The organism is Desulfobacterales bacterium (assembly GCA_021647905.1).
Classification (GTDB): domain Bacteria; phylum Desulfobacterota; class Desulfobulbia; order Desulfobulbales; family BM004; genus JAKITW01.
Genome location: JAKITW010000038.1, coordinates 1 through 26,044, shown reverse-complemented (window position 1 = coordinate 26,044; position 26,044 = coordinate 1). Strand labels below are relative to the sequence as shown.

Below are 26,044 nucleotides of genomic sequence, written 5' to 3'. Positions count from 1 at the left end.
GTAAGCGTTCACCAGTGGCTTAGATTCGTTCATTTGGGACTGCGAAGCATACTGGTGCTATTCGAGCAGGCCAAAATGGGCGAAGATGAGGTGCTGGTGAACGCTTACTCATAAACAGGCTATCAAGCAGGAACTCGCTTCGCCGCAACGGCGATTCATCCTGCCGAAGTTGTTTCAAATTCCGCTTTTGCCGTCACGGCTGCGGCTCAGGGTCCGCTACACCGTTCGCTATAAGAAAACCCCTTTCCCGGTCCAACCTCAAACGTACGGGGGGTTACCGAAACCTTACCTTTCATTGTTTCGTTGTGGCTGGCCAATATGGTCCAGCCATGCGGGTTGGTTTCTTTACTCCATAGGCGAATTCGTACCGGTCTTGCCGGCCGCGGCCGGCCGGTTTCGAAAATCGAACCAGATATCAGCGACCCCGAGCATGGCAACCAGAATGATGCCATAGTGCTGCAGGAGAATCAACCCGTAAATCGCCACCCGCAACGGTCGGACCACCGACCAGCGCTGCAGGAAACTTCCGACTATGGCCAGCCCCTGCAAGGCATACAGTCCTATGCTGACCAGCAGGATGTTCAACCCCAGGTCAGCAACCGCTCCGGAAGAAACGAGCAGCATCAGCCCGCCGGCGATCCCGGGCCAGACCAGGTTGTCCGGCAGTTTCCATCGGCAGAACGGCGGCCAGGGGGTCAGTTCCGGGTGAAACCGCTTGACCAGCCGGTTGCCGAGGACCAGGTTCAACCAGACCGTATAAAGAACAATGCAGCCGATAAAGGCCGGCAGAATCCGGGGAACCAGGGTGCGCAGATGTTGAACCGTGGCATTGATTTCAAGCCGGACATCGACCGGCAGCTTTTCCGTTTTCTGGTACAGGGCCGCCATCTCCGCCAGGCTCTGGTCCAGTATTTCGCGGAATTCCACATAGGGGTTGGCCTGGTGGATCAACCCGGTTACGGCCCAGAAAAGGAGCCAGGTAAGACCAAGAACCAGAATCCCGCTCAGCCCGGCCCGGATCGGATCGAGTTTCCTGGCCGCGGCCCGGGCCAGTCCGAATCCCAGCGGAACCAGGCTTAACACAAAAACAACCTGGGGCAAGGCCCCGGTCACGGCCCCCAGCCCCACTGTAATTAATATGGAGTTGCGAACCAGGACGCGGCCTTTTTTTTCACCGTGCCGGACAAGAAAAAAGAAAACCGGCAAGGGGATAAGGCCGGTCAGCAGTCCGAACAGACCGGGCTGCAGCACCGGCAGGCTTAAGGCGGCGCTCATGATCGCCGTATCGAGCAAGGGTTTGCCGGGCGGGCGCAAACTGTTGTTTGCCTCGATCATGACCTGTTCATGGCCCTGGCTTGCATTTTTTAATACTGCGACGAACCGGTATAAGGCATCAGGGCGATCTGACGGGCCTTTTTGATCGCATCGGTCAGTTTGCGCTGATGCTTGGCACAGTTGCCGTAGATCCGGCGCGGGATGATTTTGCCACGCTCGGTGACAAAGTTTTTCAGTGCCCGGACTTCCTTGTAATCGATCACCAGGTCTTTATCCGTACAGAAGCGGCAGACCTTCTGCCGCGGAAAGATTCGTTTGCGTCCAGCCATTATATATCTCCGTTGCGTATAATGTTCTCTCTTTTAATCATTAAAAAAAGGGGGGGGCCGCGGCGCCATGCCTAAGCCGTCTTTTCGGTCTCACCCTCGACTTTTTCCCCGGCCTCGGAGGATTCGGCCGCATCCCCGGTCGCGGCATCCGCGGCCAGGGCCTCGGGATCGCAGGAATCCGCCAGCTTGACGGTCATGTATTTGAGACTGCGGTCATCGATCTTGAGAATTCGTTCGATCTCCGTGACCGTGGTCGGCAGGCCGGCAAAGTCGAGGTAAACGTAGTAGCCTTGACTTTCCTTTTTGATGAGATAGGCGAGCTTCTTGAGACCCCACTTGTCGATCTTGATAACAGTACCGCCATCATTGCCGATGATGGCGGTTACCTTGTCGATCATGGCGGTGATCTCTTCCTCGCCGGCATTGGGCCGGATGATGAAGATGGTTTCGTAACGACGCATGTTTTCCTCCTCTCGGACTAAGTGGCCCTCGCTTTCCATTGGCGGCAGAGAGCGAGAAGGTGTTGTTTTTCCCGGCCGCGGATTCGGTCCGGGCGGCGGGAATATCCAGAAACAGGGCTTTCTACCATGTCATCCCCGGGGCTGTCAATTTTTTTTTGTCTTGTTCCACCAGTGAAGAAGGGTGGCGTCGTCCAGGCCGGTCAATGACAGCCCGGATCCGGCGAGCATTTCCTCCATTACCCCGAATCGACGGATGAACTTGGCCGTGGCGCTGTTCAAGGCGTCCTCGGAGTCGTGTCCCGCCAGGCGGCAGATGTTGACCAGCACGAAGAGAACGTCGCCAAGCTCTTCAAAGACCGCCCCTTGATCGTTGTCCCCCAGGGCGGTCTTCAGTTCAGCGACCTCTTCGTCGAGTTTGGCAAAAACCGGTTTAATTCCCGACCAGTCGAAGCCGGTGCGGGCGGCCTTTTCCGAGACCCGTTGGGCCCGGCGCAGGGCTGGCAAGGATCTGGGCAGCGAGGTGAAGCGTTCCGTCTTCTGGCCGGCCGCCTTTTTTTCCTGCTCTTTGATGGCCTGCCAGTTCCGTTGTTGATCGATAAGGGAGCCGGCCGCTGTTCCGGCGAACACATGGGGATGGCGGCGGACCATCTTGGCGCAGATTCCGCTGATGACATCGGTCATGGTGAAGTGCTTCCCTTCCTGGTAGAGCAGGCTGAGCAGGGCGACCATGAACAGGAGATCTCCCAGCTCCTCCCGAACCAGGACCGGATCATCCTTTTCCAGGGCCTCCGCGGTCTCGTAGGCCTCCTCGATCAGATATTTCTTTAAACTCCGCGGTGTCTGCTCACGGTCCCAGGGACAGCCGTCCGGTGCGCGCAGGCGTAAAATAATCTGTAACAATTCGATGAATTTTTCTCCGCTTTGCCGCACGGTTACTCCTTGTCATGAAGGTGATGCCGGAATTATCAGGGTACTCCGCCAATGGCCGGCATGGTGGCCTGTTGTCGCCGGGACGCGCGGCCGGGCCGGTCTTGCGGGCAAGTGGATTGGCTTATACCCGGATTTTTACAGTAAGTAAATGGCGGATCCCCCGCGCCTGCCTGACGGTCCGCGGTGTCAAGGGTGCTTCAGGAATGGAGCAATGAACCCGCAGATGATTGTTTTTTGATAAAAATTATTATTTTAGGGTTGTCAGGGAAAAGGGAAGGGTTTATATTGGCGTTACAAGAATGATCGTTTGTATGATGCTGCATAACCGTTCGAAGCTGTCCATGTCTTTTTTCCCTAACCTTTTCCTCTTGTTATTTGTTATCATTGGATATTCTTTGAAATAAAGAACAGTTGAAATCAGTTCGGAGTGCCTTCCGTGTCGCGGGCACGGTTCCGTTAAGTGAAGATGGTCTGTTCCCGTGGTTTTTGCCCGGCCATTGCCAGGCTGTTCCTGATATGGCCGGCACGGTGTCGGCGTGGTCTGATCATTACATAACAAATGCCCGCATCAAGGCGTGTGTCTTGGGCGAAGCATCATAATATGAAGCGTACGATTAAAGGAGTGAACCAAAAGATGAGTGAAGAAAAAAAGAAAAAGAAGTTGTTGCTGGAGAAGCACAAGGACATCGCCCGAATAGACCAGGAGGAGAAGCGTACCCATGGCTGGTATGTCCGGGTGCGTTATTATGGCAAGACCTATTCGAAATTCTTCTCGGATCGCAAGTGCGGGGGCAGGTATTCGAGCCTGCTGTCGGCATTGGCCTGGCGGGACAAAACCGAGGCTGATCTCGGCAAGGTTCGTACGGACAAGCATATCGTCACGGTGAGCAACTCGAAAACCGGGGTGGTGGGGGTCCGGCTGAACTCCAAGCTGAATCGTTACGAGGTGAGTTGGGTGACCGTTGAAGGGAAGCAGGGCAAGACCTCGGTCTCCATCCGCCGGCACGGCCCGGAAAAGGCCTTTGAAAAGGCCTGCGAGATCCGCAAGGTAAAGGAAGCGGAACGGCTCGGCACCGGCTGAGTTTCCCCGGGTGGTTTAGCCTTGACAAAATAGCCGGTTCTGGTATTAATGGTCGGTTCATCGCGCGGGTCATTACCACCCCCCTGGAGCCGGACGGTCTTGCGGACAGCGCAAGCGCGGCCCGGGCCGGCCGCCCGGGCCGATGTTTCGGCCGGCCTTTAGAAGGAAAATCCGGTCGATTCTGCAACTATTTGACAAACCCGGCATGGTCCAGCCATGCCGGGTTGTTACATGACCATCAATAATTTGAATTGGGTTGGAGGAATCGCATGTATGCAATAATTCGCACCGGCGGCAAGCAGTACCAGGTCTCCACCGGTGAAAAACTGCGGGTGGAAAAGATCGAGGGCAGTATCGGTGACACCGTTGAATTGACCGATGTCCTGGCCGTGGTTGACGGTGAGGAGGCCAAGATCGGGCAGCCGGTGGTGGCCGGGGCCAGGGTTACCGCCACCATTGTTGAACAGGGCAAGGCCAAGAAGGTGCTGGTCTATAAGAAGAAAAAAAGAAAGGGATATGAGGTGAAACGCGGTCACCGGCAGTTGTTCACCGCCCTTGAGATCGGTGAAATAGCATCCTGATCTCCCGGGTGGTGCAAGAGGCGGGCGCGGTTCAGTTCAAGCCAGATAGAGGAGATTGTTATGGCACATAAGAAAGCCGGTGGCAGTTCACGGAACGGACGCGACAGTGCCGGCCAGAGACGGGGAGTCAAGAAATTTGCCGGGGAGAGCGTGCGGGCCGGAAGTATCCTGGTCCGGCAGCTGGGCACCAAACTTCATCCCGGCACCAATGTGGGGCTGGGCCGTGATTATACCCTGTATGCCAAGATCGACGGGGTGGTTGCCTTTGAGCGCTTCGGCCGTGACCGGAAGCGGGTGAGTGTCTATCCGTCTGAATCGGCGGTATAAAGCTGAGTTGAGCCGCTCGCCGGCTCAAACGAAACTTATGCCCTTGCGGTATAATCTTTTTTTACACGAAAAGCGGCGGTGACCGGCCCGAAGCAGCCGTTGCCGCCGCTTTTTTTAATTTAAGTCGGTGCGCAAAAATTACTTGGCATTTTCGCATCCCGTCTTCGGGCCATCTTGAGCCGTTCCTCAATCGCAAAATCCTCAACATAGTGCTGCTATGCCTGCGGTTTTGCTCAATCGGCTCAACTCAACCTGACCCAAATCCGGGCGCCAATTCTACCAATTAATTCTTGCGCACCTCCTAAGCCCTGGCAGGCGACCATGCCTTTTATCGATGAGGCCAAATTTTTCATTAAGGCGGGTGACGGCGGCAACGGCTGTCTCAGTTTCCGCCGGGAAAAGTTTGTGCCCAGGGGCGGCCCGGACGGCGGTGACGGCGGTAATGGCGGCGATCTGATCATTGAGGCCTCCAGCCGCCTGACCTCGCTGCTCGACTTTCGCTATCGTTCCCATTTCAAGGCCGAAAGAGGTGCCAATGGCCGCGGCAAGAAACAGCATGGCCGCAATGGCCGGGATTTTATCCTCAAGGTGCCGCTGGGCTCCCTGATCAGGGATGCTGAATCCGGCGAGATCCTTGCCGATCTGGTCAATGACGGCGACCGGATCAAGGCGGCCCGGGGCGGCCGCGGCGGCCGGGGCAACTGTCGTTTCGCCACCAGCTGGAACCGGGCGCCGCGCAAGGCGGAAGCCGGCCGGCCGGGCGAGGAGTTCTGGCTCAGGATCGAGTTGAAACTCATCGCCGATGTCGGCCTGATCGGCCTGCCCAATGCCGGCAAATCCACCCTGCTGGCCAAACTGTCCGCCGCCGATCCCAAGGTGGCGTCCTATCCCTTTACCACCCTGGAACCTCAGCTGGGGGTCCTGACCCTGCCTGACGATTTTTCCGCTCCACAGCCGCCAACCTGTATCCTGGCCGATATCCCCGGCCTGATCAAGGGCGCCCATCAGGGGGCCGGTCTCGGCCACAAGTTCCTCCGGCATGTGGAGCGAACCCGGGTTCTCCTCCAGGTGATTGATGCCTCGGGGCAGGAGCGGCAACCCATTGACGATTATCAGGTTCTTGAAAATGAACTTGGTTGTTATAATGAGTCGCTTCTGCAGCGGACCCGGCTGGTGGTGCTCAACAAGGTCGATCTGGTAACCGGGCCGGACCGGTTGATCGAGTTGAAGGAGTATTTCAATCGAATGGGCCTGGTGGCAATGCCGGTATCGGCATTGACCGGCCACGGTCTGGAGGCGCTGAAGCAAGCGCTCGGTATCGCTCTTGCCGCTGTTGATCCGGCTGCGGCCGGCGAGAACGTTGATCGAGAAATGAACGAGGAAGGGGAGTCATGACCTCTGGGGATGACCAGCGGAAAGGAATCGGTCTGCGTCGCGCTTATCTGGCCCGGGCCAGGCGGGTGGTGGTCAAGGTGGGCAGCGCCGTACTCACCAATGCCGACGGCCTGGATCAGGGGGTGATCGAAGAGCTGGCCCGGGGATTGCTCTTTCTGCGGGAGTCCGGCTGCGAGGTGATCCTGGTCAGCTCCGGCGCGGTGGCCGCCGGCCGCAAGCGCCTGGGCCGAACCGGGGCAGGGAATGTTTCGCTTAAGGAGAAACAGGCCTTTGCCGCCCTGGGCCAGAGCAGCCTGATGCGGGTTTACGAAGATATTTTTAACAAATCCGGGCGCAAGGTGGCCCAGGTGCTGCTTACCCATAACGATCTTGCCAATCGCAACCGCTATCTCAATATCCGTAACACCATGCTGACCCTGCTTGACTGGGGCATCCTGCCCATTGTCAATGAGAACGATACGGTGTCGGTGGAGGAGTTGCGATTCGGCGACAATGATACCCTGGCGGCGATGATCACCAATGTGATCGAGGCGGACATGTTGATCTGTCTCACTGATGTGGACGGCCTTTATACCGGCAATCCCCGGCTTGATCCCCGGGCCGAGCCGGTGTATACCGTGACCAGGGTCGATAAAAAGGTGGAGAAGATGGCCGGCCACCTGGTCGGGGCCCTGGGCATGGGCGGGATGCGGAGCAAGATCAGGGCCGCCAGGATGGTGGCGGCCCGGGGCGGCAGTTCCTTTATCGGCTCCGGCCGGCAACCCGGGATCCTGCAGCAGCTTTTTGCCGGCGATCCGGTGGGCACATTTTTCCTGCCCCGGGCCGAGAAGATGCAGGGGCGCAAGCACTGGATTGCCTACGTCCTCAGGCCCAAAGGCGACCTGGTGCTTGATCAGGGGGCCTGCCGGGCGGTGGTCAAGGGCGGCAAGAGCCTGCTGCCTTCCGGGATCAAGGAGGTGCGCGGCAAGTTCCGGCGCGGCGAGTCGGTACAATGTCTGGACGAAAGCAACCAGCTGATCGCGGTCGGGCTGGTCGATTACGGGTCTGCCGATCTTGTCCGGATCCAGGGGGTCAAGACCAGTCGGATTGAGGAGGTCCTTGGCTATAAAAACGGGGATGAGGTTATCCACCGGGATAACCTGGTTATTATGTAAAGGAGAGTGAAAGATGGCGGTAAGGGAAACCATTATATCCATGGCCCAAGAGGCGAAACAGGCGGCCCGGCGGCTGGCCGGGGTATCCTCTGATAGCAAGAACCGGGTATTGCTGCGGATGGCCGGGGCCCTGGCCGAGCGCAGGGATTTTATCCGCGTCGAGAACGAAAAAGACCTGGCCGCGGGCCGGGACAAGGGTCTTTCCGCGGCAATGCTGGACCGGCTTGAACTCTCGGACAAGGTGATGGCCTCGATGATCAACGGGCTCAAGGAGGTTGCGGCATTGCCCGACCCGGTGGGCGAGATCGCCGAGATGGGCCGCCGGCCCAGCGGGATCGTGGTCGGCAGGATGCGGGTGCCCCTGGGAGTGGTCGGGATGATCTATGAGTCGCGGCCCAATGTTACCGTGGACGCGGCTGCCCTGTGTCTCAAGGCCGGCAACTCCGTGTTTCTCCGGGGCGGGTCCGAGGCGATCCATTCCAACCTGGCCCTGGCCCGGGTGCTGCGGGATTCACTGGCTGCCGAGGATATCGACCCGGCCGCGATCCAGCTGGTGCCGATCATTGACCGGGAGGCAATCACCGTCCTGCTGGAGCTGGAGGAGTACATCGATCTGATCATCCCCCGGGGCGGCGAAGGATTGATCCGGTTTGTGGCTGAAAATTCCCGGATTCCGGTGCTCAAACATTACAAGGGTGTCTGTCACGTGTTTGTCGACCGGACCGCTGAGCCGGAGATGGCCAGGGATATCGTACTCAATGCCAAGACCCAGCGGCCCGGGGTCTGTAATGCCCTGGAAGGGCTGCTGGTCCACCGGGAAATCGCCCCCTTCTTTCTGCCCCTGGCGGCGGCCGGGTTGACCAAGGCCGGGGTGGAGTTGCGCGGCTGTCCCGCCTGCCGGGAGATTCTTCCCGACTGTACCCCGGCCCTGGAAACGGACTGGGGCATGGAGTTTCTCGATCTCATCTTGGCGATCAAGGTGGTGGACGATCTTGATGCGGCAATGGATTATATCGCCCGTTACGGTTCCCAGCATACCGAAACCATTGTTACCCGGGATTACACCAATGCCCAGCGGTTCCTGCGCGAGGTGGACGCCTCGGCAGTGATGGTCAATGCCTCGACCCGGTTCAATGACGGCGGCCAGTTCGGTCTGGGCGCGGAGATCGGGATCAGCACCACCAAGCTCCATGCCTACGGCCCCATGGGACTCAAGGAACTGACCACCCGGAAATTCATTGTCTACGGTGACGGCCAGGTACGGAGTTGATCCGTGGATGCTCCGCAGCGGCTCGGGCTCTTCGGCGGCACCTTTGATCCGGTCCATAACGGGCACCTGGCCGCGGCTGACGCGGTCTGGGCAACCATGGGGCTGGACCAGCTCTGGTTCGTCCCGGCGGCCCGGCCGCCCCATAAACTGGATCATCCGGTCCTGGATTTCGAGCAGCGGGTGGCCATGCTCGAGCAGGCCGTGGCTACCCGGGACGGGTATACCCTGTCGCTCCTTGAGGCCGAACTGGCCCGTCCTTCCTTTACCATCGATACCCTGCGGGAATTACGCAATCGTTTGGGGCCGGGGACGCGACTTTTTTTCATTATCGGCCAGGATTCCTTTGCCGAGATCGATACCTGGAAGAGCTTTAAGCAGATCCCCGCCCTTGCCGACCTGGTGATAATCCCCAGGCCGTCATGTCCGCCGGTTGCCCGACTGGCGGCCCGTTTCTTTCCCGGGTACCGGCGAAGTTTTGAAGACTCCACAACCTGGGAGCAGGAAACCGACCCGGCCGGCGGCCGGATCCACCTGCTCGACATGACGCCCGTGGAGATATCCTCCAGCGAGATCCGGGCCCTGGTCCGGCAGGGCCGCCCCATCCGGGACCTGGTCCCGGCCGTGGTGGCGGATTATATCCAGGAGCACCGGCTTTATCGCGCCTCCGTCCCTTGCCGGCCCGGCAAAATCTTCGCCTGATTCCCGGGCAATGGACTCATCCCCGGGGCGCGGTGCAGGGACCGAGCAGCCGCAGGACACCGGCCCCGGAATCAAGCTCCGCCGCCACCCCCAGGGGCCGCACCTGGTTGTTGGGACCGTGGCCAATGGGAAAGTTGCCCCAGACCGGAATTTTTTTGTTGTCCAGCAGTTCCAGTACCCGTTGCCACACCTGTTCGTCATCCGCGGTCTCGCAGAAATCCTCGCCGAGATTGGCACTGAAAGAGCCGAGAATGAGACCGGCAAGGTTGTCCAGCCGGCCAGCCAGCTTGAGCTGGGTGAAGAGCCGGTCGAGCCGGTAGGCGGACTCGCCCACATCCTCGACAAAGAGCAGGATATTGTTCCAGGATGGTTCGTAGGGGGTGGCCAGCAGGTGGGTCAGGCAGGTGAGGTTGCCGCCCATCAGCCGGCCGGTGGCAATGCCGCCCTTGTTGAGCACCTCCAGGTTGCGGGGTTTGATCTCCGGCTGTTGCCGGCCACTGACCGCTGCAAAGAATGAATGTATTGTTTCCCGGTTACAGCGGGGCAGGGTGGTCAACACCGGGCCGTGCAGGGTGACCAGGCCGGTGGCCCTGGTGATCGCGGCAAGCAGGACGCTGATATCGCTGAACCCGATCAGCAGTTTGGGCTGGCTCCGGATCAGATCCATGTCCAGATGTTCCACCAGCCGCATGCAGCCGTAGCCGCCGCGCATGGCCAGTATTGCCTTGACCTCGGGATCGGCCCAGATCTGGTGAAACTCCTGCACCCGTTCCTGGTCGGAGCCGGCCAGGTATCCGCTGTTTCTGCCCAGACTGTCCCGGGCGAAGCGGACCGCGAACCCCATCTCCTGCAAGAGCCGGATTCCGGCATGAAAGTGGTCCTGGTCCTGGACCGGGCCGGCGGGCCGCACCAGGCCGATGGTGTCGCCCTTGGCAAGGGGGGGCGGCAGCACCGGCTCGGGCATGGTCTCAGCTGGAGCTGTTTTCCGCATAAAGGAGCCGTAATCCTTCCAGGGTGAGCATCGGTTCCACCTGAACGATGGATTCGCTATAGGCGGCGATGATCTCGGCCATCCCGCCGGTGGCGATGACGTGGGGCCGGTCCGGGAGATACTCCTGGGCGATTTTTTTGATCAGGCCGTCCACCATGCTGCCGTAGCCATGGAGGATACCGCTTTTGATCGCATCAACGGTATTGGTGCCGATCGCCCTGGGCGGCGGGGCGGAGATGTCCACCCGGGGCAGCTTGGCGGTCTGGCCGGCCAGGGCGTCGATGGAGATGGCGATCCCGGGGACGATTACCCCGCCCAGATACTCGTTGGCCGCGGAAACGCAGTCAAAGGTGATGGCAGTGCCGAAATCGATCACGATCACCGCCTGTCTGACCCGGGCATAGGCGGCCACCGCATTGACGATCCGGTCCGCCCCGACCTCGGCCGGGTGATCGGTCATGATTCGCATCCCGCAGGTATGGATGGTCTTGTCCACCGTGATCAGGGGCCAGCCAACGCTACGGGTAAAATCACGCCAGGCCCTTTGTTGGGTGGGCACCACGCTGGCCAGGATGGCGGCGTCGATGTCCGCGAAACCGGCGTTCTCCATGGCGAGAAAGGTATGAAAGCAGGCAGCCAGTTCGTCGGCGGTCTTCTTACGGTCGGTCTTCAACCGCCAGTGCCAGAGCAGCTCCTCGTTGCGGAACACGCCGCACACGGTATGGGAGTTGCCCACATCAATGGCCAGTATTTTTTTTTCCGGCTGGTTCACTTGCTGAAAAATTCCTAGTCGATTTTTTCAAAATATATTTTTTCCGCACCGCATTTGGGGCAGACCCAGCCGTCGGGCAGATCTTCAAAAGCAGTGCCCGGTTCAACGCCATGTTCATAATCGCCCTCTTGCGGGTCGTACACATAGCCGCACGGGCATTCGTACTTGTCCATAAACCACCTCGAATTTCAATGTTTTTTATGTATATGATAATAATTCCCAGAAAAATACAACCTGGTTTATTTTTTTTTGCCGGTATTGATTTTTTCTAAAACAAGCCGCTGGTCCCGTTTTTCCCTGGCTCCCCGGGCCACGGGGATCTTCTTCAAGGTATCGCGATCCAGGCCGGTGACATACATCGCCGTTGACAGGGTGCCGGGGGTGGGAGTGAAATCCTGCAACCGGCGGACCGGTAGTTGCAGTTTCTTTATGGTCGCGGCCAGCTTCTCCATATCGGCCATGGTGCAGCCCGGGTGGGCCGAGATGAAGTAGGGGGTGAAATGGACTGGTTTTTTTAATTTTGCCGCCAGATCCCGGCAGGTTTTCAGAAAGCGCGGCAGCAGCTCCGGCCGCTGCTTGTGCATCAGCTTCAATACGGAAGACGAGGTGTGTTCCGGCGCTATCTTGAGCGCCCCGGGTGTATGCTGGGCCAGGATTCGAGTCAACAGTTCGGGAGTGCGCATGAGCAGCTCCATGCGCAGCCCGGAGGAGATAAACAGATGCTTTACTCCCTGGATGGCCGTTGCCTCGGTAAGCAGCCGTAAAAAAGAGTCCTCGTCTATCTTGAGATGTCCGCAGATTCCGGGGTAGAGACAGTCGTGGCGCTGACATTTTTTCGGATTATCGCAGGAGGTGGCGTACATGTTGGCGGTGGGGCCGCCGAGATCGCTGATCGTGCCCTTGAAATCATCCTGCCGGGTAATTCGTCTTATCTCGTCGAGTATTGACCGGCGGCCGCGGCAGGTGACCACCGGTCCCTGGTGCCGGGTGACGGCGCAGTAGGAGCAGTTGCCGTAACAGCCCCGGACAATGGTCACCGAGTGGCGGATCATCCGATAGGCGGGCACCTCACCGGCCGTTGGATGGGGAGCATGGGCAAAGGGGAGTTCATGGAGCGCGTCCATCTCTGCGGTGGTCAGGGGCGGAGTGGGAGGATGCTGCAGTATCCAGGCCGCTTGCTGGCGCTGGCGCACCAGGGTGGCGGCCCGGGCCCGGCCGTGCCGGTCCAGGGCCCGTTCCCCGGTCATGAACTTGTTTTTATGCTGTTTGATTTCCCGCCACGAGGGCAGGGTCAGGGTACCGGCAGGCAGGGATGTTGCTACCATCTCTTTGTCGGTGAGCCGTTGGCAGGTGCCGGCGATTCCGGCCAGGGTTTCTTTATCAGCCAGTTGCCGGGCGATCTCCAGCACCGCCTTTTCGCCCATCCCGTAAACCAGCAGATCACCCTTGGCATCGGCGAGCACCGAGCCCCGCAGTCTGGCCTGTTGATAGTCATAATGAACAAAGCGCCGCAACGAGGCCTCCAGGCCGCCCAGGACTATAGTTGCTTGCGGATAGGCCTGCCGGGCCAGGTTGGCGTAGCGGATTACGGCCCGGTCCGGCCGGCGGCGGGCCTCTTTTTTTCGCTCCGGCCCGAAATAGGGGTTTCCGTCTGGTGAGAAGGGGTCCTGGTCCCGGACCTTGGCGTTGCCGGTGTAGTTGGCCACTATCGAGTCGAGATTGCCCCCGCTGATCCCGAAAAAGAGACGGGGCCGGCCGAACCGGCGGAAATCGTCCGGCCGGTCATAACGGGGCTGGGCCAGGATCGCCACCCGGAAACCGTGCTGTTCCAGCCAGCGGCCGATCAGGGCCACCCCGAATGAGGGGTGATCAACATAGGCGTCGCCGGTAACCAGGACCACATCCACTGTCCGCCAACCCCGGGCATGCATTTCTTGCTTGCCGGCCGGTAGAAAGTTTTCACCCATTGGTTTCTGTCGCCGTTCTTGCCATGCCGGAGTGAGGTCTTTTATTGTTTCGTTGTGGCTGGGCAAATATGGTCCAGCCATGCTGGTTAGATGACAGGTAAACATTCAGTAACCCCCCTCCTGTCGGGAAAGGGGTCTTCTTCTACCAACGGCCGCTCCATTGAGAAGGGCCGGCTGTTCATAAACAGGCTATCAAGCAGGAACTCGCTTCGCCGCAACGGTGATTCGGAATCCATAAGCATATCATGCCGAAGTTGTTTCAAATTCCGCTTTTGCCGTCACGGCTGCGGCTCAGGGTCCGCTACACCGTTCGGTATAAGAAAACCCCTTTCCCGGTCCAACCTCAAACGTACGGGGTTTACCGAAACCTTACGATGACAGGTTCATACGCCGCGGGTACTTTCCGGCCAGAGCAGGGTATGCAGCTGCAGCTGCAGTCTGACCGGGAGCCGGTTGTCAAGGATTCGGCGGGCCAGGTCCCCGGCCTTCATCGCCGCTGTGTTGGGGGAGAAAAGCAGCCTGGCCCGACGGGCCAGGCCGTGTTCCCCTATCATCCCCACGGCCCAGTCGTAGTCCCGGTCGGAACTGATCACGAATTTGATTTCGTCGTTGGCGGACAGATGCTGGAAATTGGTAATATCCATCCGGTCGTGCATCCCGCTGTCCGGGCACTTGAGGTCCATGATTTTTATTACTTCGGCCGGTACCCGGGCCAGGTTGATGCTGCCGTTGGTCTCCAGGAGCACGGTGCGGCCGGCGGCCACCAGTTCTTTCATCAATGGGTAGACATTCTCCTGGAGCAGCGGCTCGCCGCCGGTGATCTCCACCAGGGCCCGGGGATACCGGGCGGCAAAATCGATCAACTCGGCCAGCCCTGTTTCCCGGCCCGGCTCCTCATAGGTATAGCGGGCGTCGCAAAAGGAACAGCGGAGATTACAGTCGGCCAGCCGCAGAAAAACACAGGGCCGGCCGCTAAGGGAAGACTCCCCCTGGATACTGTAGAAGGTCTCGGAGATGTTCAGGGTCGATTCAGGTGCCAAAATAGGTGGTCCCGCTGTTGTCCGTTTCACAGACCGTGATGCTGTGGAGGTGGTAGCGGTCGGAATTTAAGTCCTGGTTGAGGTTGTCGAAAATATAGACGGCGATATTTTCCGAGGAGGGGTTTTTCTCGGTGAAGTCGGGGTGTTCGTTCAGGTCGCGGTGATCAAGGGTGTCCAGCACCCTGGCAAGGCCCTCCTTGATCCGGCGGAAATCAATGGCCATTCCCAACTCGTCCAGTTCGCCGGCACGCACCGTCACCTTCACCTTCCAGTTATGGCCATGGGGCTTTTCACAGTTTCCCGGATAGTTACGCAGGTGGTGACCCGCGGAGAAGTGGGTCTTTACGAATATATCAAACATGGAACCTCCACAAGAATTGGGCGCAGGGAAAAAGGACACTTGAAAACAAAATGGTTTTTGCGTAGATTCAGCCAACCTTATCATTGTACCATAAAAAAAGGAGAAATACAGCATGGCCTTTATCGCCCCGTTTTGCGGGCTTCGCTATAATCCGGAAAAGATCGAACATATCGAGGAGGTGGTCACCCCGCCCTACGATGTTATTGATTCCAACCGGCAGGCCTTTTATCTGGCCCGGAATCCCTATAACATGATCCGGCTCGATATCGGCAAGGAGCCGGGTCCTAGTGCAAAAACCGACGAACGCTATCAGCATGCCCGCGATCTGTTTGATCAGTGGCTGAAAGAGGGGGTGCTGGTTCGCGACAGCACGCCGGCCATTTACCTCTATTACATTGATTATACCTTGCCGTCCGGCCGGACGATGACCAGAAAGGGGCTGATCTCACTGGTCCGGCTGGCCGAGTTCAGCGAGGAAATCGTCAAGCCCCATGAAGAGATCTTTGCCACGGTGGCCGCGGACCGGCTCCGGCTGCTGGATGTATGCCAGGCCCAGTTCAGTCAGATCTTTTCGCTTTACTCCGATGAACAGGGTGCGGTTATGGCCGCCCTGGAGGCAGGCCGCGGCCGCCGGCCGCTGTACACGGTTCGCGACCCGGACGGGGCGGTCCATACCGTGTGGGCTGTGACCGATTCCCGGGCCCTGGCCCGGGTTCACGACCTGTTTGCCGATAAATCGCTATATATCGCCGACGGTCACCACCGCTACAATACGGCCTTGAACTACCGGCGGCTGGTCAGGGAGCGCGACAAGGGGTTGGCCGAACAGAGCCCCTATAATCATACCATGATGTATCTTTGCCCCATGGAGGACCCGGGTTTGTCCGTGCTTCCCACCCATCGGCTGGTCCGGCTGCCAGCCGATGTGGTGCCTGATCCGGCCATGGCCGGAGTGGCTGCCAGGCTCGAACCTTATTTTTCCCTGGAGGAGATCCTGGGCGGTACGCGGGAGGCCCTGGTTGCCGAGCTGCTGGCCCGGATGGAAGAGGTTGTCGGCCGGGCCACGGTCTTCGGGCTTTACCATGCCGGCGAGGACCGCTGTTTTCTGCTGACCCTGAAAAAGGAAGTACAGGACAACAGCGCGATGATCGACCGGCCGGAGGCCCTGCGTGACCTTGACGTGGTGGTACTCTCCGACCTGGTGCTGGAGCGGGTTCTGGGTCTTGACGATGAACGCCGTGAACAGGAAAACCTGGTCCGCTATTACAGTGACCCGGACGAGGCCGTGGACGAGGCGGTCAAGGAGAGCGTGGCCAACGGACAGCAGTCGCCGCTTCTTTTTTTAATGAACAACACCCTGGTATCCCAGGTTCGGCGGGTCGCGGACGAAAAGCTGATCATGCCGCACAAGTCAACCTATTTCTATCCCAAGATCCTGACCGGGCTTTTGATAAACAAGCTGGACCCCACCGAAGAGATACGTATCTGAACGGTTTTCGGGCAGTCGCTTGTCTGCGTCAGGTTTCTTTTTTCTGGCGAATGATTTCCAAGGGAGGATCGTGACGGAAATTTGTCAGGACGTTACCAAAGACAGTCTTTTCGGCAATGCCCTCTGCTGCCGGCAACCGCGGAACGGCTTTCGTTTTTCCCTCGACGCGGTGCTGCTGGCCCATTTTTTCCGGCCCCGGGCCCGGGATACAATCCTTGATCTGGCGGCCGGCTGCGGAGTCGTTTCCCTGATCATTGCCTACCGTTGGCCCGGGATCAGGCTTACCGCCCTGGAACTACGGCCGGAAATGGCTGAACTCTGCCGGATCAATGCAACGGCAAACGGATTCGGGGATCGCATCCAGACCATTGCCGGGGATCTCCGCCGGATTAAAGATCTTGTCGGGCCGGGTTCTTTTTCCTGGGTGCTCTGTAATCCGCCCTACCGCAAGGTTGATGCCGGCCGGGTTAACCCGGACATCGGCCGGGCCCGGGCCAGGCACGAACTTACGGCCGACCTGCCGGCAGTACTCCGGGGTGCTGCCTATGCGCTGAAAAACCGCGGCCGGGTGGCACTGGTTTATCCCGCCTTACGATTGTCTTTTCTGTTCACGACCCTGCGGGACCAGGGGTTGGAGCCCAAACGGCTGCAGATGGTCCACGGCCATCCGGGCGGGCCGGGCAAACTGGTCCTGGTCGAGGCGGTCAAGGGCGGCGGCGAGCAACTGACGATCCTGCCCCCTTTTTATATCCATCAGACGCCGGGCGGCGGGTATTCCGCCGAGATGGCCGCCTGTTATCAGCCCTGACGATTTTGTCGGTCGGTCTCTTTCCTGATGCGTCCAGCGGGTGTATATCGTAGAGTGAAGGAAAAGGGGAGAATTCGGCTGATCGTGATGCCGGGGAGCAGACAGCTCTGTATGACTGCCTGGACAGGAGGTGGAAATGCTGGCAAAGATTTTGAGCAGCGCGGTGATCGGGGTGGACGGCCTCCTGGTGGAGGTGGAAGTGGATATCGCCTTTGGCCTGCCCTCTTTTTCCACCGTGGGATTGCCCGAGGGGGCGGTCCGGGAAAGCAAGGACCGGGTCAGGGCGGCGATCAAGAACAGCGGCTATGAGTTTCCTGCCCGGCGGATCACCGTTAACCTGGCGCCGGCTGATGTGAAAAAGGAGGGGGCTGGCTATGATCTGCCCATGGCCCTGGGCATTCTGGCCGCGGCCGGAATCCTGACCAGCGATCTTCTCCCGCAATACGGAGTGATCGGCGAGTTGTCCCTGGACGGCGCTGTCCGGCCGGCCCGGGGGGTGCTGCCCATGGCCCTGGCTGCCCGCGATGCCGGTCTGACCGGAATTCTGGTCCCGGCGGCCAATGGTCCGGAGGCCGCGGTGGTGGACGGTATTGAGGTGATCGGTGTCGAGAACCTGGCCCAGGCGCTGGAGTTCCTCGCCGGAACAACCCCGCTCGCGGCCGTTAAGGTGGATGTCATGGCCCTGTTTCGCAAGGTTGCGGCCCATGATCTGGATTTCAACGAGGTCAAGGGGCAGGAGCATGCCAAGCGGGCCCTGGAGATCGCGGCGGCCGGCGGTCATAACCTCATGATGAAGGGGCCGCCCGGTTCAGGCAAGACCATGCTTGCCCGGCGGCTGCCCACCATTCTTCCGGATCTCTCCTTTGAAGAGGCCCTGGAAACCACTAAAATCTACAGCGTCATGGGCCTGCTGCCGCAACAGAGTCCGCTTACGGCCACCCGGCCGTTCCGGGCGCCGCACCATACCATCTCCGATGCCGGCCTGATCGGCGGCGGCCAGAACCCGCGGCCCGGCGAGGTCTCCCTGGCCCATAACGGGGTTCTTTTCCTGGATGAGTCGCCTGAATTCAAGAAAAACGTGCTCGAGGTATTGCGTCAACCCCTGGAAGACGGCATGGTGACCATTGCCCGGGCGGCCAACTCGCTGACCTTTCCGGCCAATTTCCTGCTGGTTGCCGCGTTTAATCCCTGCCCCTGCGGCTATCTCGGCGACCCGAAACATAATTGCACCTGTACCCCGCCCCAGGTGCAGCGCTATAAGAACCGGCTTTCCGGACCGTTTCTGGACCGGATCGATCTCCATGTCGAGGTCCCGGCGGTGCGGTTCCAGGAGATGACCGAGGGCAGGAGCGGGGAATCGTCGGCCGTGGTCAAGGAGCGGGTCGACCGGGCCCGGCAGATCCAGGGTCAGCGCTTTAAACGACGAAAAAAGATATACTGCAACGGCCAGATGGGGCCCAGGGATATCAAGAAGTATTGCGGTCTGGACCGGACCGGACTGCAACTGATCGAGAACGCGATGGAGAAACTGGGCCTGTCGGCCCGTTCCTATCATCGCGTTTTAAAGATTTCTCGAACCATTGCCGACCTGGCCGGCAGTAAAGAGATCACTGCCGCGCATGTGGCCGAGGCTGTGCAGTTCCGGCGGCTGGATCGCCGGGATCAGGATTTGAGACACTAGGACATGGTCATGGAACAGATGATTGACGAACTTAAAAAAGTTATCCCGTTTAAAGACGTTACCGGGGTGGGGGACATTGTCCTGGTGGCGGGCATGGAGCCCCGGCTGCTGGTCTATGCCCTGGTTACCGATATTACCCGTGATACCGGCAAGCGGGACGAGTGGTGGTTCGTTACCATCCATTTTCTTACCGTGCCGCCGCACAAGGCGGTCTGGATCCTGCGCACGGCCCAGATGACCGGGCAGGAAATATTCACCATGGATGGGGCCGAACGGTTTGTCAAGGCGGTGGATTTCGGACAGACCCCCCCCCGGCCGGTTGAGGACAGGGTTCCGGAAAAGGGCGGCAAACCACCCTCCCTGCGCCTGGTCAAATAATAAAGAGTGGTAAGCGTTCACCAGCACCTCATCTTCGCCCATTCCGGCCTGCTCGAATAGCACCAGTATGCTTCGCAGTCCCAAATGAACGAATCTAAGCCACTGGTAAACGCTTACGGGCATGAGTTTACCGTAAATCCGTACCCCCGGTGAACGGTTATGAAGAGTGATACAAGTGGGCACCCTTGAACGGAACAGACCGGCGATGCCGGAGGAGCGGAAAGATCCCGGGCCGGACCGGCCGTCGGAACGGGAACTCATCGCCCGGATCCGGGCGATGAGCGGCAGCGTTGCTGATGATCTTGTCTGCGGGATCGGCGACGATTGCGCTGTGATCCGCACCGATGACGGTGACCGCCTGGTCCGGTTGCTGACAACCGACAGCCTGGCCGACGGGGTTCATTTTGATCGCAGATGGCACCCCCCGTTCTTGCTGGGCCGCAAGGCGGCGGCGGTCAATATCAGCGATGTGGCGGCCATGGGCGGTCGGCCGCGGTTTGCCCTGCTGGCAATGGCCGTGGCCCCGGACCTGACCGGTCAATGGCTGGAGTCGTTTCTTCAAGGGTTTGTCGCCTGTCTGACTGAACATGACGCCCTCCTGGTGGGCGGCGACACGGTAAGCTGCCGGCGCGGCGCGGTCATTACCGTGACCATGGTCGGCGAAGTCGAGGCCGGGCGGGTTCTTTTCCGGAACGGGGCACGGGTCGATGACTCGATATGGGTGACCGGGCCGCTGGGTGGTGCGGCCGCCGGGCTTGAACTCTGCCGACAGGAGGGGGAGGGGATATCAACGGCCCAGTGGACCGACCTGGTCCAGGCCCATCTCAACCCCGAACCCCAGGTGAGAATCGGCTCGCTTCTGGCGGCAAGCGGAAAGGTCCGGTCGATGATGGACCTTTCCGACGGCCTGGCCACCGATCTCGCCCATCTCTGTGCCGCAAGCAGGGTCGGCGCCGAGATTGATGAAAAGCTGCTGCCCGGGCCCGGGACCCTGGCCGCGGCCGCGGAGCGGTTGCACTTATCCGCCCTTGACTGGATGATTTCCGGGGGCGAGGATTATCAACTGCTGTTCACCGCGGCGGCGGAACATGATCAGACCCTGTTGCGGCTGGTCCGGCAGGCCGTTGGCCGGGAGATCCATCGTATCGGCCGGGTGGTCGAGACCCCCGGGGTGATCCTGCGGACCGCCGGGGCCGGCCGGAGGATCGACTACCAGGGATATGATCATTTCCAGGACCGATAAATTCGTTTGCCAGTGGAAACTATCTCCCCGGGGTGCTATTATCCGGTTTTGCCGGGTCGAAACATCCAGCCAAAGGCTGTCTGAAAAAATCTTCCGGGTTTGTTTGATGATCAGCGGATTCCGTTCTTCTTCGCTCTTGAAATTTTATACCGTTGTCCTGGTCCTGGGCTGGTCCGGCGCCGTTGTTGCCTCGTTGTTCTGGAACCTTTATCTGTTCCGCCAGGAGGTGAAATTGATCGCCCTGAGCGTGGCCCGCACCCAGATCAAGGCGGAGATTCTCTACCGCCGCTGGAATGCGCTGCAGGGCGGGGTCTATGTGCCGGTCACCCCGGACAACCGGCCCGATCCCTTTCTCGCCGGGGTAAAGGAACGGGACCTGGTGACGCCTTCCGGGCAGAGGCTTACCCTGAGCAGCCACGGCCGGATGACCAGCCAGGTGCAGGCCATGGGCCGCAATGAGCAGCTTTTCCGGGGCAGCATCACCAGCCTCACCCCCCTGAACAATAACAACCGGGCCGATCCGTGGGAACAACAGGTGCTGCGTTCCTTTGAAAAGGGCGAGGTCGAGGCCAGCGGGGTTGTTGTGCATGACGGCCGGGAATACCTCCGTCTGATGCGGCCCGTTCTGGTTGAGAAGAGCTGTCTCAAATGTCATGCCCGCCAGGGATACGCGGTCGGCAACATCCGCGGCGGGATCACCGTGGAGGTGCCCCTTGCCCCGTTGGGTGAGACCTTGAGGGGGATTGTCAACAGCCTCTGGGTCGGCCATATCCTTTTCTGGCTGCTGGGTATGTTCGGGATACTGCTCAGCTATTCCGGGATGCAGCGCCGGAACGAGCAGCGGCAGGAGGCGGAGGCGGAGATGAACCGGATGCGGCTTTACCTGCAGAACATGATCGATGCCATGCCGTCGGTGCTCATCGGGGTGGACCTGGCGGGCCGCATAACCCAGTGGAACAATGAGGCGGCCCGGGTGACCGGCCTGGATGCGGCAGCGGCCCAAGGTCTTTTCCTGCCCGAGGTGATGCCGATGTTCGCCGAGCAGATGGCCCGGATCAAGAAGGCCATGCGGGAAAAGAAACCGTTGCGAATAGAGCGGCTGTTATGCCGGCTCCACAACGAGCCCCGTTATGTGGATGTTATCACCTACCCCCTGATCTTCAATGAGGTCGAGGAGGCGATCATCCGGCTTGATGATGTGACCGACCGGGTCCGGGTGGAAGATGAGACGATCCAGACCGAAAAGTTGACCTCCGTGGCCAGTCTGGTGGAAGGGATGGCCCATGAACTGAACAACCCCCTGGGCGGAATCATGCAGGGGGCCCAGAGCGTGCTCCGCCGGGTATCACCGCAACTCCCCCAGAACGTGGAGGCGGCCCGGCGCTGCGATGTTGACCTTGACAAGCTCCAGTCCTACCTGGCGGATCGTCATATCTTCAAGTTTCTGGAGGGAATCCAGGCGTCCGGGCTGCGGGCCGCCCACATTGTCACCTATCTCCTGCAGTTCAGCCGTGACCGGGAGGCGGCCAAGGAGTATACCAGTATGCCCGCCCTGGTGGACCGGGCCGTGGAACTGGTTAAGCATGACAAAGATCTGGTTAAGCGGGTGGATTGGCGCCGGCTTGAGATCGTCCGCGAATACCAGCCCGGCCTTCCCCGGGTATTCTGTTCCGTTTCGGGCCTGGAACAGGTCCTGCTCAATTTGATTAAGAATGCTGTCCAGGCCATGACCGGAACCAGTGGGGACGGCCCGGCGCCAAAGACCATGCGGATCATCCTGCGAATCAGGACCGAGGGCGAAAACGAGCTGATCCGGATCGAGGTGGAGGACAACGGGCCGGGCATGGACGAGACTACCATGCGCCGGGTCTTTGAGCCGTTTTTTACCACCAAGCCGCCGGGGGAAGGCACCGGCCTGGGCCTGGCGGTGACCTATTTCATCGTTACCATGACCCACCGGGGAAGCCTGGGCGTGAAATCCGCTGATCCGGGATCGGGCGCAATATTTACCATCCGCCTGCCCCTGGTCGGCCCCGGTTTACCGGAAATCGGCTGAGACCAGGCCGTTCCCGGACCCAATCAGACCGCACGGGCCGGAAGAAAATCGAAATGCCGGGATGGCGATTCGAGAAACAGAAAAAGGAATTGTTCGACCATGAGAAGTCCAGCACAAACCAAGATTCTGACCGTTGAGGACGACGAGTTTGTCCGGGAAATCATTGTCGCCTTTCTGGAGGACAGCGGTTATGTCGTGCTCCAGGCGGAGAACGGCCGCAAGGGGCTCGAACTCTTTCGGTCCGAGCATCCGGACCTGCTCCTCCTTGATCTGCGGATGCCGGAAATCGACGGCCTTGAGGTCCTGTCGGTGGTTACCAAGGAGGCGCCGGATACGCCGGCCATCGTGGTCTCCGGCATGGGGACCATCGGTGATGCGATCAAGGCCCTGAAACTCGGGGCCTGGGATTATATCGCCAAGCCCATCCATGACATGGCGGTGCTGGAGCATTCGGTCAGCAGGGCCCTGGAGCGATCCGATCTGTTGCGGGAGAACCGGTTGTACCGCGAACACCTGGAAGATGAGGTGAAAAAGCGGACCTCCGAGCTTGAACAGGCCTATGCCATTCTGCAACAGGAGGTTGAGACCCGCAAGCAGGCCGAGGCCACGGTCAGCAAGGTCAACCTGGAGTTGACCATGCTCAGCGAGTGTATCCATGCGGTGGTTCGCGCCACCGACGAGACGGAACTGGTCCGGCAGATCTGCCGGACCATTGTCGAGGTGGGCGGCTACCGGATGGCCTGGGTCGGTTTTGTCGAACATGACGAGGCCAGGTCGGTGCGGCCCATTGCCAAGGCCGGCCGGGATGACGGCTACCTGGAACAGATATCCATATCCTGGGCTGATACCGGGGCCGGCCAGGAGCCCACCGGCCGCGCCATCCGCAACGGGCAACCGGTGGTCGAGATCAATCGCCGGAAAAATGCAGAGTCCGCGCCCTGGCGGGAGGAGGCCTTGAAACGGGGATTCGGCTCCTCCATCGCCCTGCCGCTGCGGGGCGATGGCAAGGTCTTTGGCTCTCTTTCAATCCATGCCAGGGACCCGGATGCCTTTGATCTCACCGAGACCCAGCGTCTTCACGAGGTGTCCGCTGATCTCGCCTACGGGATTATCGCGCTTCGCATTCGCGAGGAACGTAACCGGGCCGCCGGTGAACTCCAGGCCAACCTGGAAAAACTGGAAGTGGCCCTGGAAGGAACGGTCAAGGTGGTGGCCTCCACCGTTGAGGTCCGGGACCCATATACCGCCGGGCACCAACGACGGGTGGCCACCCTGGCCCAAAAAATCGCCACCAGGATGGCCCTGCCAGAATCAGAGATCGAGGGGATTTACATGGCCGGGCTGGTCCATGATCTTGGCAAGATTTATGTCCCGGCCGAGATTCTTTCTAAACCGAGCCGGCTTTCCGGGATTGAATTCAACCTGATTCGCACCCATCCCCAGGTGGGCTATGATCTCCTGAAGACCATCGAGTTCCCCTGGCCCATCGCCGAGATCGTCTACCAGCACCACGAGAAGATAAACGGCTCCGGATATCCACGCGGCTTGAGCGGTGCTGATATCCTGCTGGAAGCCAAGATTCTTACCGTGGCGGATGTGGTGGAGGCGATGGCGTCGCATCGACCGTACCGGCCGTCACTGGGCATTGAAAGGGCCCTGGAGCAGATCACCCGCAACCGCGGCACCCTGTACGACCCTGAAGTGGTTGACACCTGTCTCGGATTGTTTGCGCAGGGCGAGTTTGCCTTTGATTAACCCGCGGGGCCGGACCATATCGGCCGGCCACAACGAGATAATGAAAGGCGTCACTCCGGCGTGGCAAGGACATCGCTGCATGGCGACCCGCATATAAATGCAACTTGAAAACAAGTAAACGCTTACCGGCCGGTGGTTTCCGTAAATCTGTAGCCCCTGGTGAACGGTTACGAAAATAATGATATTTTGGCGGCAGTGTGCTAAATAGACAAATTCCTTGTTGCCGTTGCCCGGAAGACAATCCCTGCCTTGCCACCACTTGGCCGCCACTTAAGGTCGTTTGAGGCCCTGATGGAACTTGTCTGTGAAAAATATAAGCAAACCATGGCCGCGGCAGGGGCTTCCTGCCGTCACCCCAAGGAGTACTGCAAGTTCCGGACGGCGTGCATGATTAATTTAATCTCCTCCGGATTCGGGCAAGAGGCCGGGGAAAACGAAAAAAAGGACCATGAGAACATGGGGCGGTTGAACTTTGCCAAGGCCGCGGACGGTCTGCTGCCGGCCATTGTCCAGGATCATCGGTCCAACCAGGTCTTGATGCTGGCATATATCAATGAGGAGGCCTGGCACAGGACCCTGGAGACCGGCAAGGCCCATTACTGGAGCAGGTCCCGGAATAAACTCTGGTTAAAGGGAGAGACCTCGGGCCATATCCAGTTGATTAGGGAGATCCTGGTGGACTGCGACCAGGACACGGTAATCTACCGGGTGGAACAGCTTGGCGGCGCAGCGTGCCATACCGGCCACCGGAGTTGTTTTTTTCGCCGGGTGGAAGGGGATGGTTTAAAGGAAACAGATGGGCTGGTATTTGATCCCAGGGAGGTATATTCCAAATGAGCGTGTTACGGTTGGGGATCCCCAAGGGGAGTCTGCAGAAGGCAACCATTGATCTTTTTGAAAAGTCCGGCTGGAAGGTAAAACTCTCCGCCCGGAGCTATTTCCCGGAGGTGGATGATCAGGAACTGGCCATCTCCATCTGCCGGGCCCAGGAGATGTCGCGATATGTGGAGCAGGGGGTCCTTGACGCGGGTATTACCGGCAAGGACTGGATCCTGGAGAATGAGTCCGATGTGGAGGTGGTGGCGGACCTGATTTATTCCAAGGTGAGCAGGCGGCCGACCCGGTGGGTGGTCGCGGTTCCCGGCGATTCGTTGATCAAGCGGCTGGAGGATCTTGAGGGGAAGAAGATCGCCACCGAACTGGTGGGCTTTACCCGCAAATATTTTGCCGAGAAAAAGATCAAGGTGGAGATCGAGTTTTCCTGGGGCGCCACCGAGGCCAAGGTGGTGTCCGGCCTGGCCGATGCCATCGTCGAGGTGACCGAGACCGAGAGCACCATCCGGGCGCACGGCCTGACCATTATCCACGAGATGATGACCTCCAATACCCAGTTCATTGCCAACAGGAGTTCCTGGCAGGACCCCTGGAAACGGGAGAAGATCGAAAACATCGTTCTCCTGCTCAAGGGCGCTCTCCGGGCCGACAGGCTGGTGGGGCTTAAGATGAATGTGCCCGGCGACCGGGTGAAGCAGATCATCGGCCTGCTGCCCAGTCTCAACGCCCCCACGGTTGCCGGCCTCTACCAGAGCGACTGGTATTCCGTGGAAACGGTTGTTTCCGGGCACAAGGTGCGGGAGCTTATTCCCCTGCTCCTGAAAAACGGGGCCGAGGGCATCATCGAGTATGGACTCAACAAGGTAATCTGATTGTAACCAGCGGTTGCATTTGTCGGTCTCGCAACAATATGCGAGAGGTAAGGTTTCGGTAAACCCCGTACGTTTGAGGTTGGACCGGGAAAGGGGTTTTCTTATACCGAACGGTGTAGCGGACCCTGAGCCGCGGCCGTGACGGCAAAAACGGAATTTGAAACAACCTCGGCAGGATATGCTTATGGATTCCGAATCGCCGTTGCGGCGAAGCGAGTTCCTGCTTGATAGCCTGTTTATGAACAGCCGGCCCTTCTCAATGGAGCGGCCGTTGGTAGAAGAAGACCCCTTTCCC

At 59.5% G+C, this 26,044-nt stretch carries 27 protein-coding genes; 16 read left to right on the top strand and 11 right to left on the bottom strand.

Annotated features, from left to right (window positions below; all coding sequences use genetic code 11):
- Positions 1–345 precede the first annotated feature (345 nt).
- The 4 genes from L3J03_07245 to mazG all read right to left on the bottom strand — a co-directional run bounded on the left by L3J03_07245 (position 346) and on the right by mazG (position 2,995).
- The gene (locus tag L3J03_07245; protein MCF6290772.1) at positions 346–1,335 is read right to left on the bottom strand and encodes a YybS family protein; all 990 of its coding nucleotides are present in this window, start codon (positions 1,333–1,335) and stop codon (positions 346–348) included.
- A 29-nt stretch (positions 1,336–1,364) separates the two neighbouring features.
- A complete protein-coding gene (gene rpsR, locus L3J03_07240; protein ID MCF6290771.1) occupies positions 1,365–1,604 on the bottom strand; it encodes a 30S ribosomal protein S18 in 240 nt (79 codons plus the stop codon).
- Between the two features lie 71 nt (positions 1,605–1,675).
- The gene (gene rpsF / locus L3J03_07235; GenBank protein MCF6290770.1) at positions 1,676–2,065 is read right to left on the bottom strand and encodes a 30S ribosomal protein S6; all 390 of its coding nucleotides are present in this window, start codon (positions 2,063–2,065) and stop codon (positions 1,676–1,678) included.
- A gap of 144 nt (positions 2,066–2,209) precedes the next feature.
- On the bottom strand, positions 2,210–2,995 hold the full coding sequence (mazG, locus tag L3J03_07230; protein MCF6290769.1) for a nucleoside triphosphate pyrophosphohydrolase: 786 nt from the start codon (positions 2,993–2,995) through the stop codon (positions 2,210–2,212).
- Between the two features lie 634 nt (positions 2,996–3,629).
- Between mazG and L3J03_07225 the strand changes: the two genes are divergently transcribed.
- The 7 genes from L3J03_07225 (at position 3,630) to nadD (ending at position 9,502) form a co-directional block, all read left to right on the top strand.
- Positions 3,630–4,076: an AP2 domain-containing protein gene (locus L3J03_07225; protein MCF6290768.1), complete on the top strand. Its 447-nt coding sequence runs from the start codon at positions 3,630–3,632 to the stop codon at positions 4,074–4,076.
- A 269-nt stretch (positions 4,077–4,345) separates the two neighbouring features.
- Positions 4,346–4,657, top strand: a complete 312-nt coding sequence (rplU, locus tag L3J03_07220) for a 50S ribosomal protein L21 (GenBank protein MCF6290767.1) — start codon at positions 4,346–4,348, stop codon at positions 4,655–4,657.
- 60 nt (positions 4,658–4,717) lie between these two features.
- Complete coding sequence (rpmA, locus tag L3J03_07215) at positions 4,718–4,984, top strand: 50S ribosomal protein L27 (GenBank protein ID MCF6290766.1); 267 nt, start codon at positions 4,718–4,720, stop codon at positions 4,982–4,984.
- Between the two features lie 321 nt (positions 4,985–5,305).
- A complete protein-coding gene (gene obgE, locus L3J03_07210) occupies positions 5,306–6,379 on the top strand; it encodes a GTPase ObgE (protein MCF6290765.1) in 1,074 nt (357 codons plus the stop codon).
- A complete protein-coding gene (gene proB / locus L3J03_07205; GenBank protein MCF6290764.1) occupies positions 6,376–7,533 on the top strand; it encodes a glutamate 5-kinase in 1,158 nt (385 codons plus the stop codon). The genes obgE and proB overlap by 4 nt, the downstream gene beginning before the upstream one ends.
- A 13-nt stretch (positions 7,534–7,546) precedes the next feature.
- Complete coding sequence (locus L3J03_07200; protein ID MCF6290763.1) at positions 7,547–8,803, top strand: glutamate-5-semialdehyde dehydrogenase; 1,257 nt, start codon at positions 7,547–7,549, stop codon at positions 8,801–8,803.
- A 3-nt stretch (positions 8,804–8,806) separates the two neighbouring features.
- Positions 8,807–9,502, top strand: a complete 696-nt coding sequence (gene nadD, locus L3J03_07195) for a nicotinate-nucleotide adenylyltransferase (GenBank protein ID MCF6290762.1) — start codon at positions 8,807–8,809, stop codon at positions 9,500–9,502.
- 16 nt (positions 9,503–9,518) lie between these two features.
- Here the strand turns inward: nadD and L3J03_07190 are convergent, their stop codons facing one another.
- The 7 genes from L3J03_07190 to queD all read right to left on the bottom strand — a co-directional run bounded on the left by L3J03_07190 (position 9,519) and on the right by queD (position 14,633).
- Positions 9,519–10,493, bottom strand: coding sequence for an LD-carboxypeptidase (locus tag L3J03_07190; GenBank protein MCF6290761.1), 975 nt, complete (start codon positions 10,491–10,493; stop codon positions 9,519–9,521).
- Positions 10,471–11,265, bottom strand: a complete 795-nt coding sequence (locus L3J03_07185; protein MCF6290760.1) for a type III pantothenate kinase — start codon at positions 11,263–11,265, stop codon at positions 10,471–10,473. The genes L3J03_07190 and L3J03_07185 overlap by 23 nt, the downstream gene beginning before the upstream one ends.
- 14 nt (positions 11,266–11,279) lie before the next feature.
- Positions 11,280–11,438 (bottom strand): rubredoxin, encoded by a 159-nt coding sequence (locus L3J03_07180; protein ID MCF6290759.1) that lies wholly within the window; start codon positions 11,436–11,438, stop codon positions 11,280–11,282.
- Positions 11,439–11,504: 66 nt separating this feature from the next.
- On the bottom strand, positions 11,505–13,232 hold the full coding sequence (locus L3J03_07175) for a YgiQ family radical SAM protein (protein MCF6290758.1): 1,728 nt from the start codon (positions 13,230–13,232) through the stop codon (positions 11,505–11,507).
- A gap of 86 nt (positions 13,233–13,318) precedes the next feature.
- Positions 13,319–13,468 carry a hypothetical protein gene (locus L3J03_07170; GenBank protein ID MCF6290757.1) on the bottom strand — a complete coding sequence of 50 codons (150 nt, stop codon included), beginning with the start codon at positions 13,466–13,468 and terminating at the stop codon, positions 13,319–13,321.
- 147 nt (positions 13,469–13,615) lie between these two features.
- A complete protein-coding gene (locus L3J03_07165) occupies positions 13,616–14,272 on the bottom strand; it encodes a 7-carboxy-7-deazaguanine synthase QueE (GenBank protein MCF6290756.1) in 657 nt (218 codons plus the stop codon).
- A complete protein-coding gene (gene queD, locus L3J03_07160; protein MCF6290755.1) occupies positions 14,262–14,633 on the bottom strand; it encodes a 6-carboxytetrahydropterin synthase QueD in 372 nt (123 codons plus the stop codon). The genes L3J03_07165 and queD overlap by 11 nt, the downstream gene beginning before the upstream one ends.
- Positions 14,634–14,745: 112 nt before the next feature.
- On the opposite strand from queD, the gene L3J03_07155 reads away from it, so the two are divergent.
- The 9 genes from L3J03_07155 (at position 14,746) to hisG (ending at position 25,749) form a co-directional block, all read left to right on the top strand.
- Positions 14,746–16,122, top strand: a complete 1,377-nt coding sequence (locus L3J03_07155; protein MCF6290754.1) for a DUF1015 domain-containing protein — start codon at positions 14,746–14,748, stop codon at positions 16,120–16,122.
- Between the two features lie 70 nt (positions 16,123–16,192).
- Positions 16,193–16,930 carry a methyltransferase gene (locus L3J03_07150; protein MCF6290753.1) on the top strand — a complete coding sequence of 246 codons (738 nt, stop codon included), beginning with the start codon at positions 16,193–16,195 and terminating at the stop codon, positions 16,928–16,930.
- 136 nt (positions 16,931–17,066) lie between these two features.
- Positions 17,067–18,611: a YifB family Mg chelatase-like AAA ATPase gene (locus L3J03_07145; GenBank protein MCF6290752.1), complete on the top strand. Its 1,545-nt coding sequence runs from the start codon at positions 17,067–17,069 to the stop codon at positions 18,609–18,611.
- Positions 18,612–18,620: 9 nt separating this feature from the next.
- Positions 18,621–18,989 (top strand): hypothetical protein, encoded by a 369-nt coding sequence (locus L3J03_07140; protein ID MCF6290751.1) that lies wholly within the window; start codon positions 18,621–18,623, stop codon positions 18,987–18,989.
- A gap of 175 nt (positions 18,990–19,164) precedes the next feature.
- Positions 19,165–20,232, top strand: a complete 1,068-nt coding sequence (gene thiL, locus L3J03_07135) for a thiamine-phosphate kinase (protein ID MCF6290750.1) — start codon at positions 19,165–19,167, stop codon at positions 20,230–20,232.
- 106 nt (positions 20,233–20,338) lie between these two features.
- Positions 20,339–22,288 (top strand): DUF3365 domain-containing protein, encoded by a 1,950-nt coding sequence (locus L3J03_07130; protein ID MCF6290749.1) that lies wholly within the window; start codon positions 20,339–20,341, stop codon positions 22,286–22,288.
- Between the two features lie 99 nt (positions 22,289–22,387).
- Entirely contained in the window at positions 22,388–24,043 is a 1,656-nt protein-coding gene (locus tag L3J03_07125; protein MCF6290748.1) for a response regulator, read from the top strand.
- A gap of 456 nt (positions 24,044–24,499) precedes the next feature.
- Positions 24,500–24,880 (top strand): phosphoribosyl-AMP cyclohydrolase, encoded by a 381-nt coding sequence (gene hisI, locus L3J03_07120; GenBank protein MCF6290747.1) that lies wholly within the window; start codon positions 24,500–24,502, stop codon positions 24,878–24,880.
- Positions 24,877–25,749: an ATP phosphoribosyltransferase gene (hisG, locus tag L3J03_07115; protein MCF6290746.1), complete on the top strand. Its 873-nt coding sequence runs from the start codon at positions 24,877–24,879 to the stop codon at positions 25,747–25,749. Before hisI ends, hisG begins: the two co-directional genes overlap by 4 nt.
- The last annotated feature ends 295 nt before the right edge of the window (positions 25,750–26,044 follow it).

Excerpts from the sequence above, each read along its gene's own strand:
- rpsR (MCF6290771.1), bottom strand. The coding sequence starts at position 1,604 with ATGGCTGGACGCAAACGAATCTTTCCGCGGCAGAAGGTCTGCCGCTTC.
- L3J03_07225 (MCF6290768.1), top strand. The coding sequence starts at position 3,630 with ATGAGTGAAGAAAAAAAGAAAAAGAAGTTGTTGCTGGAGAAGCACAAG.
- queD (MCF6290755.1), bottom strand. The coding sequence starts at position 14,633 with ATGTTTGATATATTCGTAAAGACCCACTTCTCCGCGGGTCACCACCTG.
- L3J03_07125 (MCF6290748.1), top strand. The coding sequence starts at position 22,388 with ATGAGAAGTCCAGCACAAACCAAGATTCTGACCGTTGAGGACGACGAG.
- L3J03_07180 (MCF6290759.1), bottom strand. The coding sequence starts at position 11,438 with ATGGACAAGTACGAATGCCCGTGCGGCTATGTGTACGACCCGCAAGAG.
- rpsF (MCF6290770.1), bottom strand. The coding sequence starts at position 2,065 with ATGCGTCGTTACGAAACCATCTTCATCATCCGGCCCAATGCCGGCGAG.
- L3J03_07170 (MCF6290757.1), bottom strand. The coding sequence starts at position 13,468 with ATGGATTCCGAATCACCGTTGCGGCGAAGCGAGTTCCTGCTTGATAGC.
- L3J03_07245 (MCF6290772.1), bottom strand. The coding sequence starts at position 1,335 with ATGATCGAGGCAAACAACAGTTTGCGCCCGCCCGGCAAACCCTTGCTC.
- L3J03_07140 (MCF6290751.1), top strand. The coding sequence starts at position 18,621 with ATGGAACAGATGATTGACGAACTTAAAAAAGTTATCCCGTTTAAAGAC.
- L3J03_07200 (MCF6290763.1), top strand. The coding sequence starts at position 7,547 with ATGGCGGTAAGGGAAACCATTATATCCATGGCCCAAGAGGCGAAACAG.
- hisI (MCF6290747.1), top strand. The coding sequence starts at position 24,500 with ATGGGGCGGTTGAACTTTGCCAAGGCCGCGGACGGTCTGCTGCCGGCC.
- L3J03_07175 (MCF6290758.1), bottom strand. The coding sequence starts at position 13,232 with ATGGGTGAAAACTTTCTACCGGCCGGCAAGCAAGAAATGCATGCCCGG.
- rplU (MCF6290767.1), top strand. The coding sequence starts at position 4,346 with ATGTATGCAATAATTCGCACCGGCGGCAAGCAGTACCAGGTCTCCACC.
- L3J03_07190 (MCF6290761.1), bottom strand. The coding sequence starts at position 10,493 with ATGCGGAAAACAGCTCCAGCTGAGACCATGCCCGAGCCGGTGCTGCCG.
- obgE (MCF6290765.1), top strand. The coding sequence starts at position 5,306 with ATGCCTTTTATCGATGAGGCCAAATTTTTCATTAAGGCGGGTGACGGC.
- proB (MCF6290764.1), top strand. The coding sequence starts at position 6,376 with ATGACCTCTGGGGATGACCAGCGGAAAGGAATCGGTCTGCGTCGCGCT.
- rpmA (MCF6290766.1), top strand. The coding sequence starts at position 4,718 with ATGGCACATAAGAAAGCCGGTGGCAGTTCACGGAACGGACGCGACAGT.
- L3J03_07145 (MCF6290752.1), top strand. The coding sequence starts at position 17,067 with ATGCTGGCAAAGATTTTGAGCAGCGCGGTGATCGGGGTGGACGGCCTC.
- hisG (MCF6290746.1), top strand. The coding sequence starts at position 24,877 with ATGAGCGTGTTACGGTTGGGGATCCCCAAGGGGAGTCTGCAGAAGGCA.
- L3J03_07130 (MCF6290749.1), top strand. The coding sequence starts at position 20,339 with ATGATCAGCGGATTCCGTTCTTCTTCGCTCTTGAAATTTTATACCGTT.
- L3J03_07155 (MCF6290754.1), top strand. The coding sequence starts at position 14,746 with ATGGCCTTTATCGCCCCGTTTTGCGGGCTTCGCTATAATCCGGAAAAG.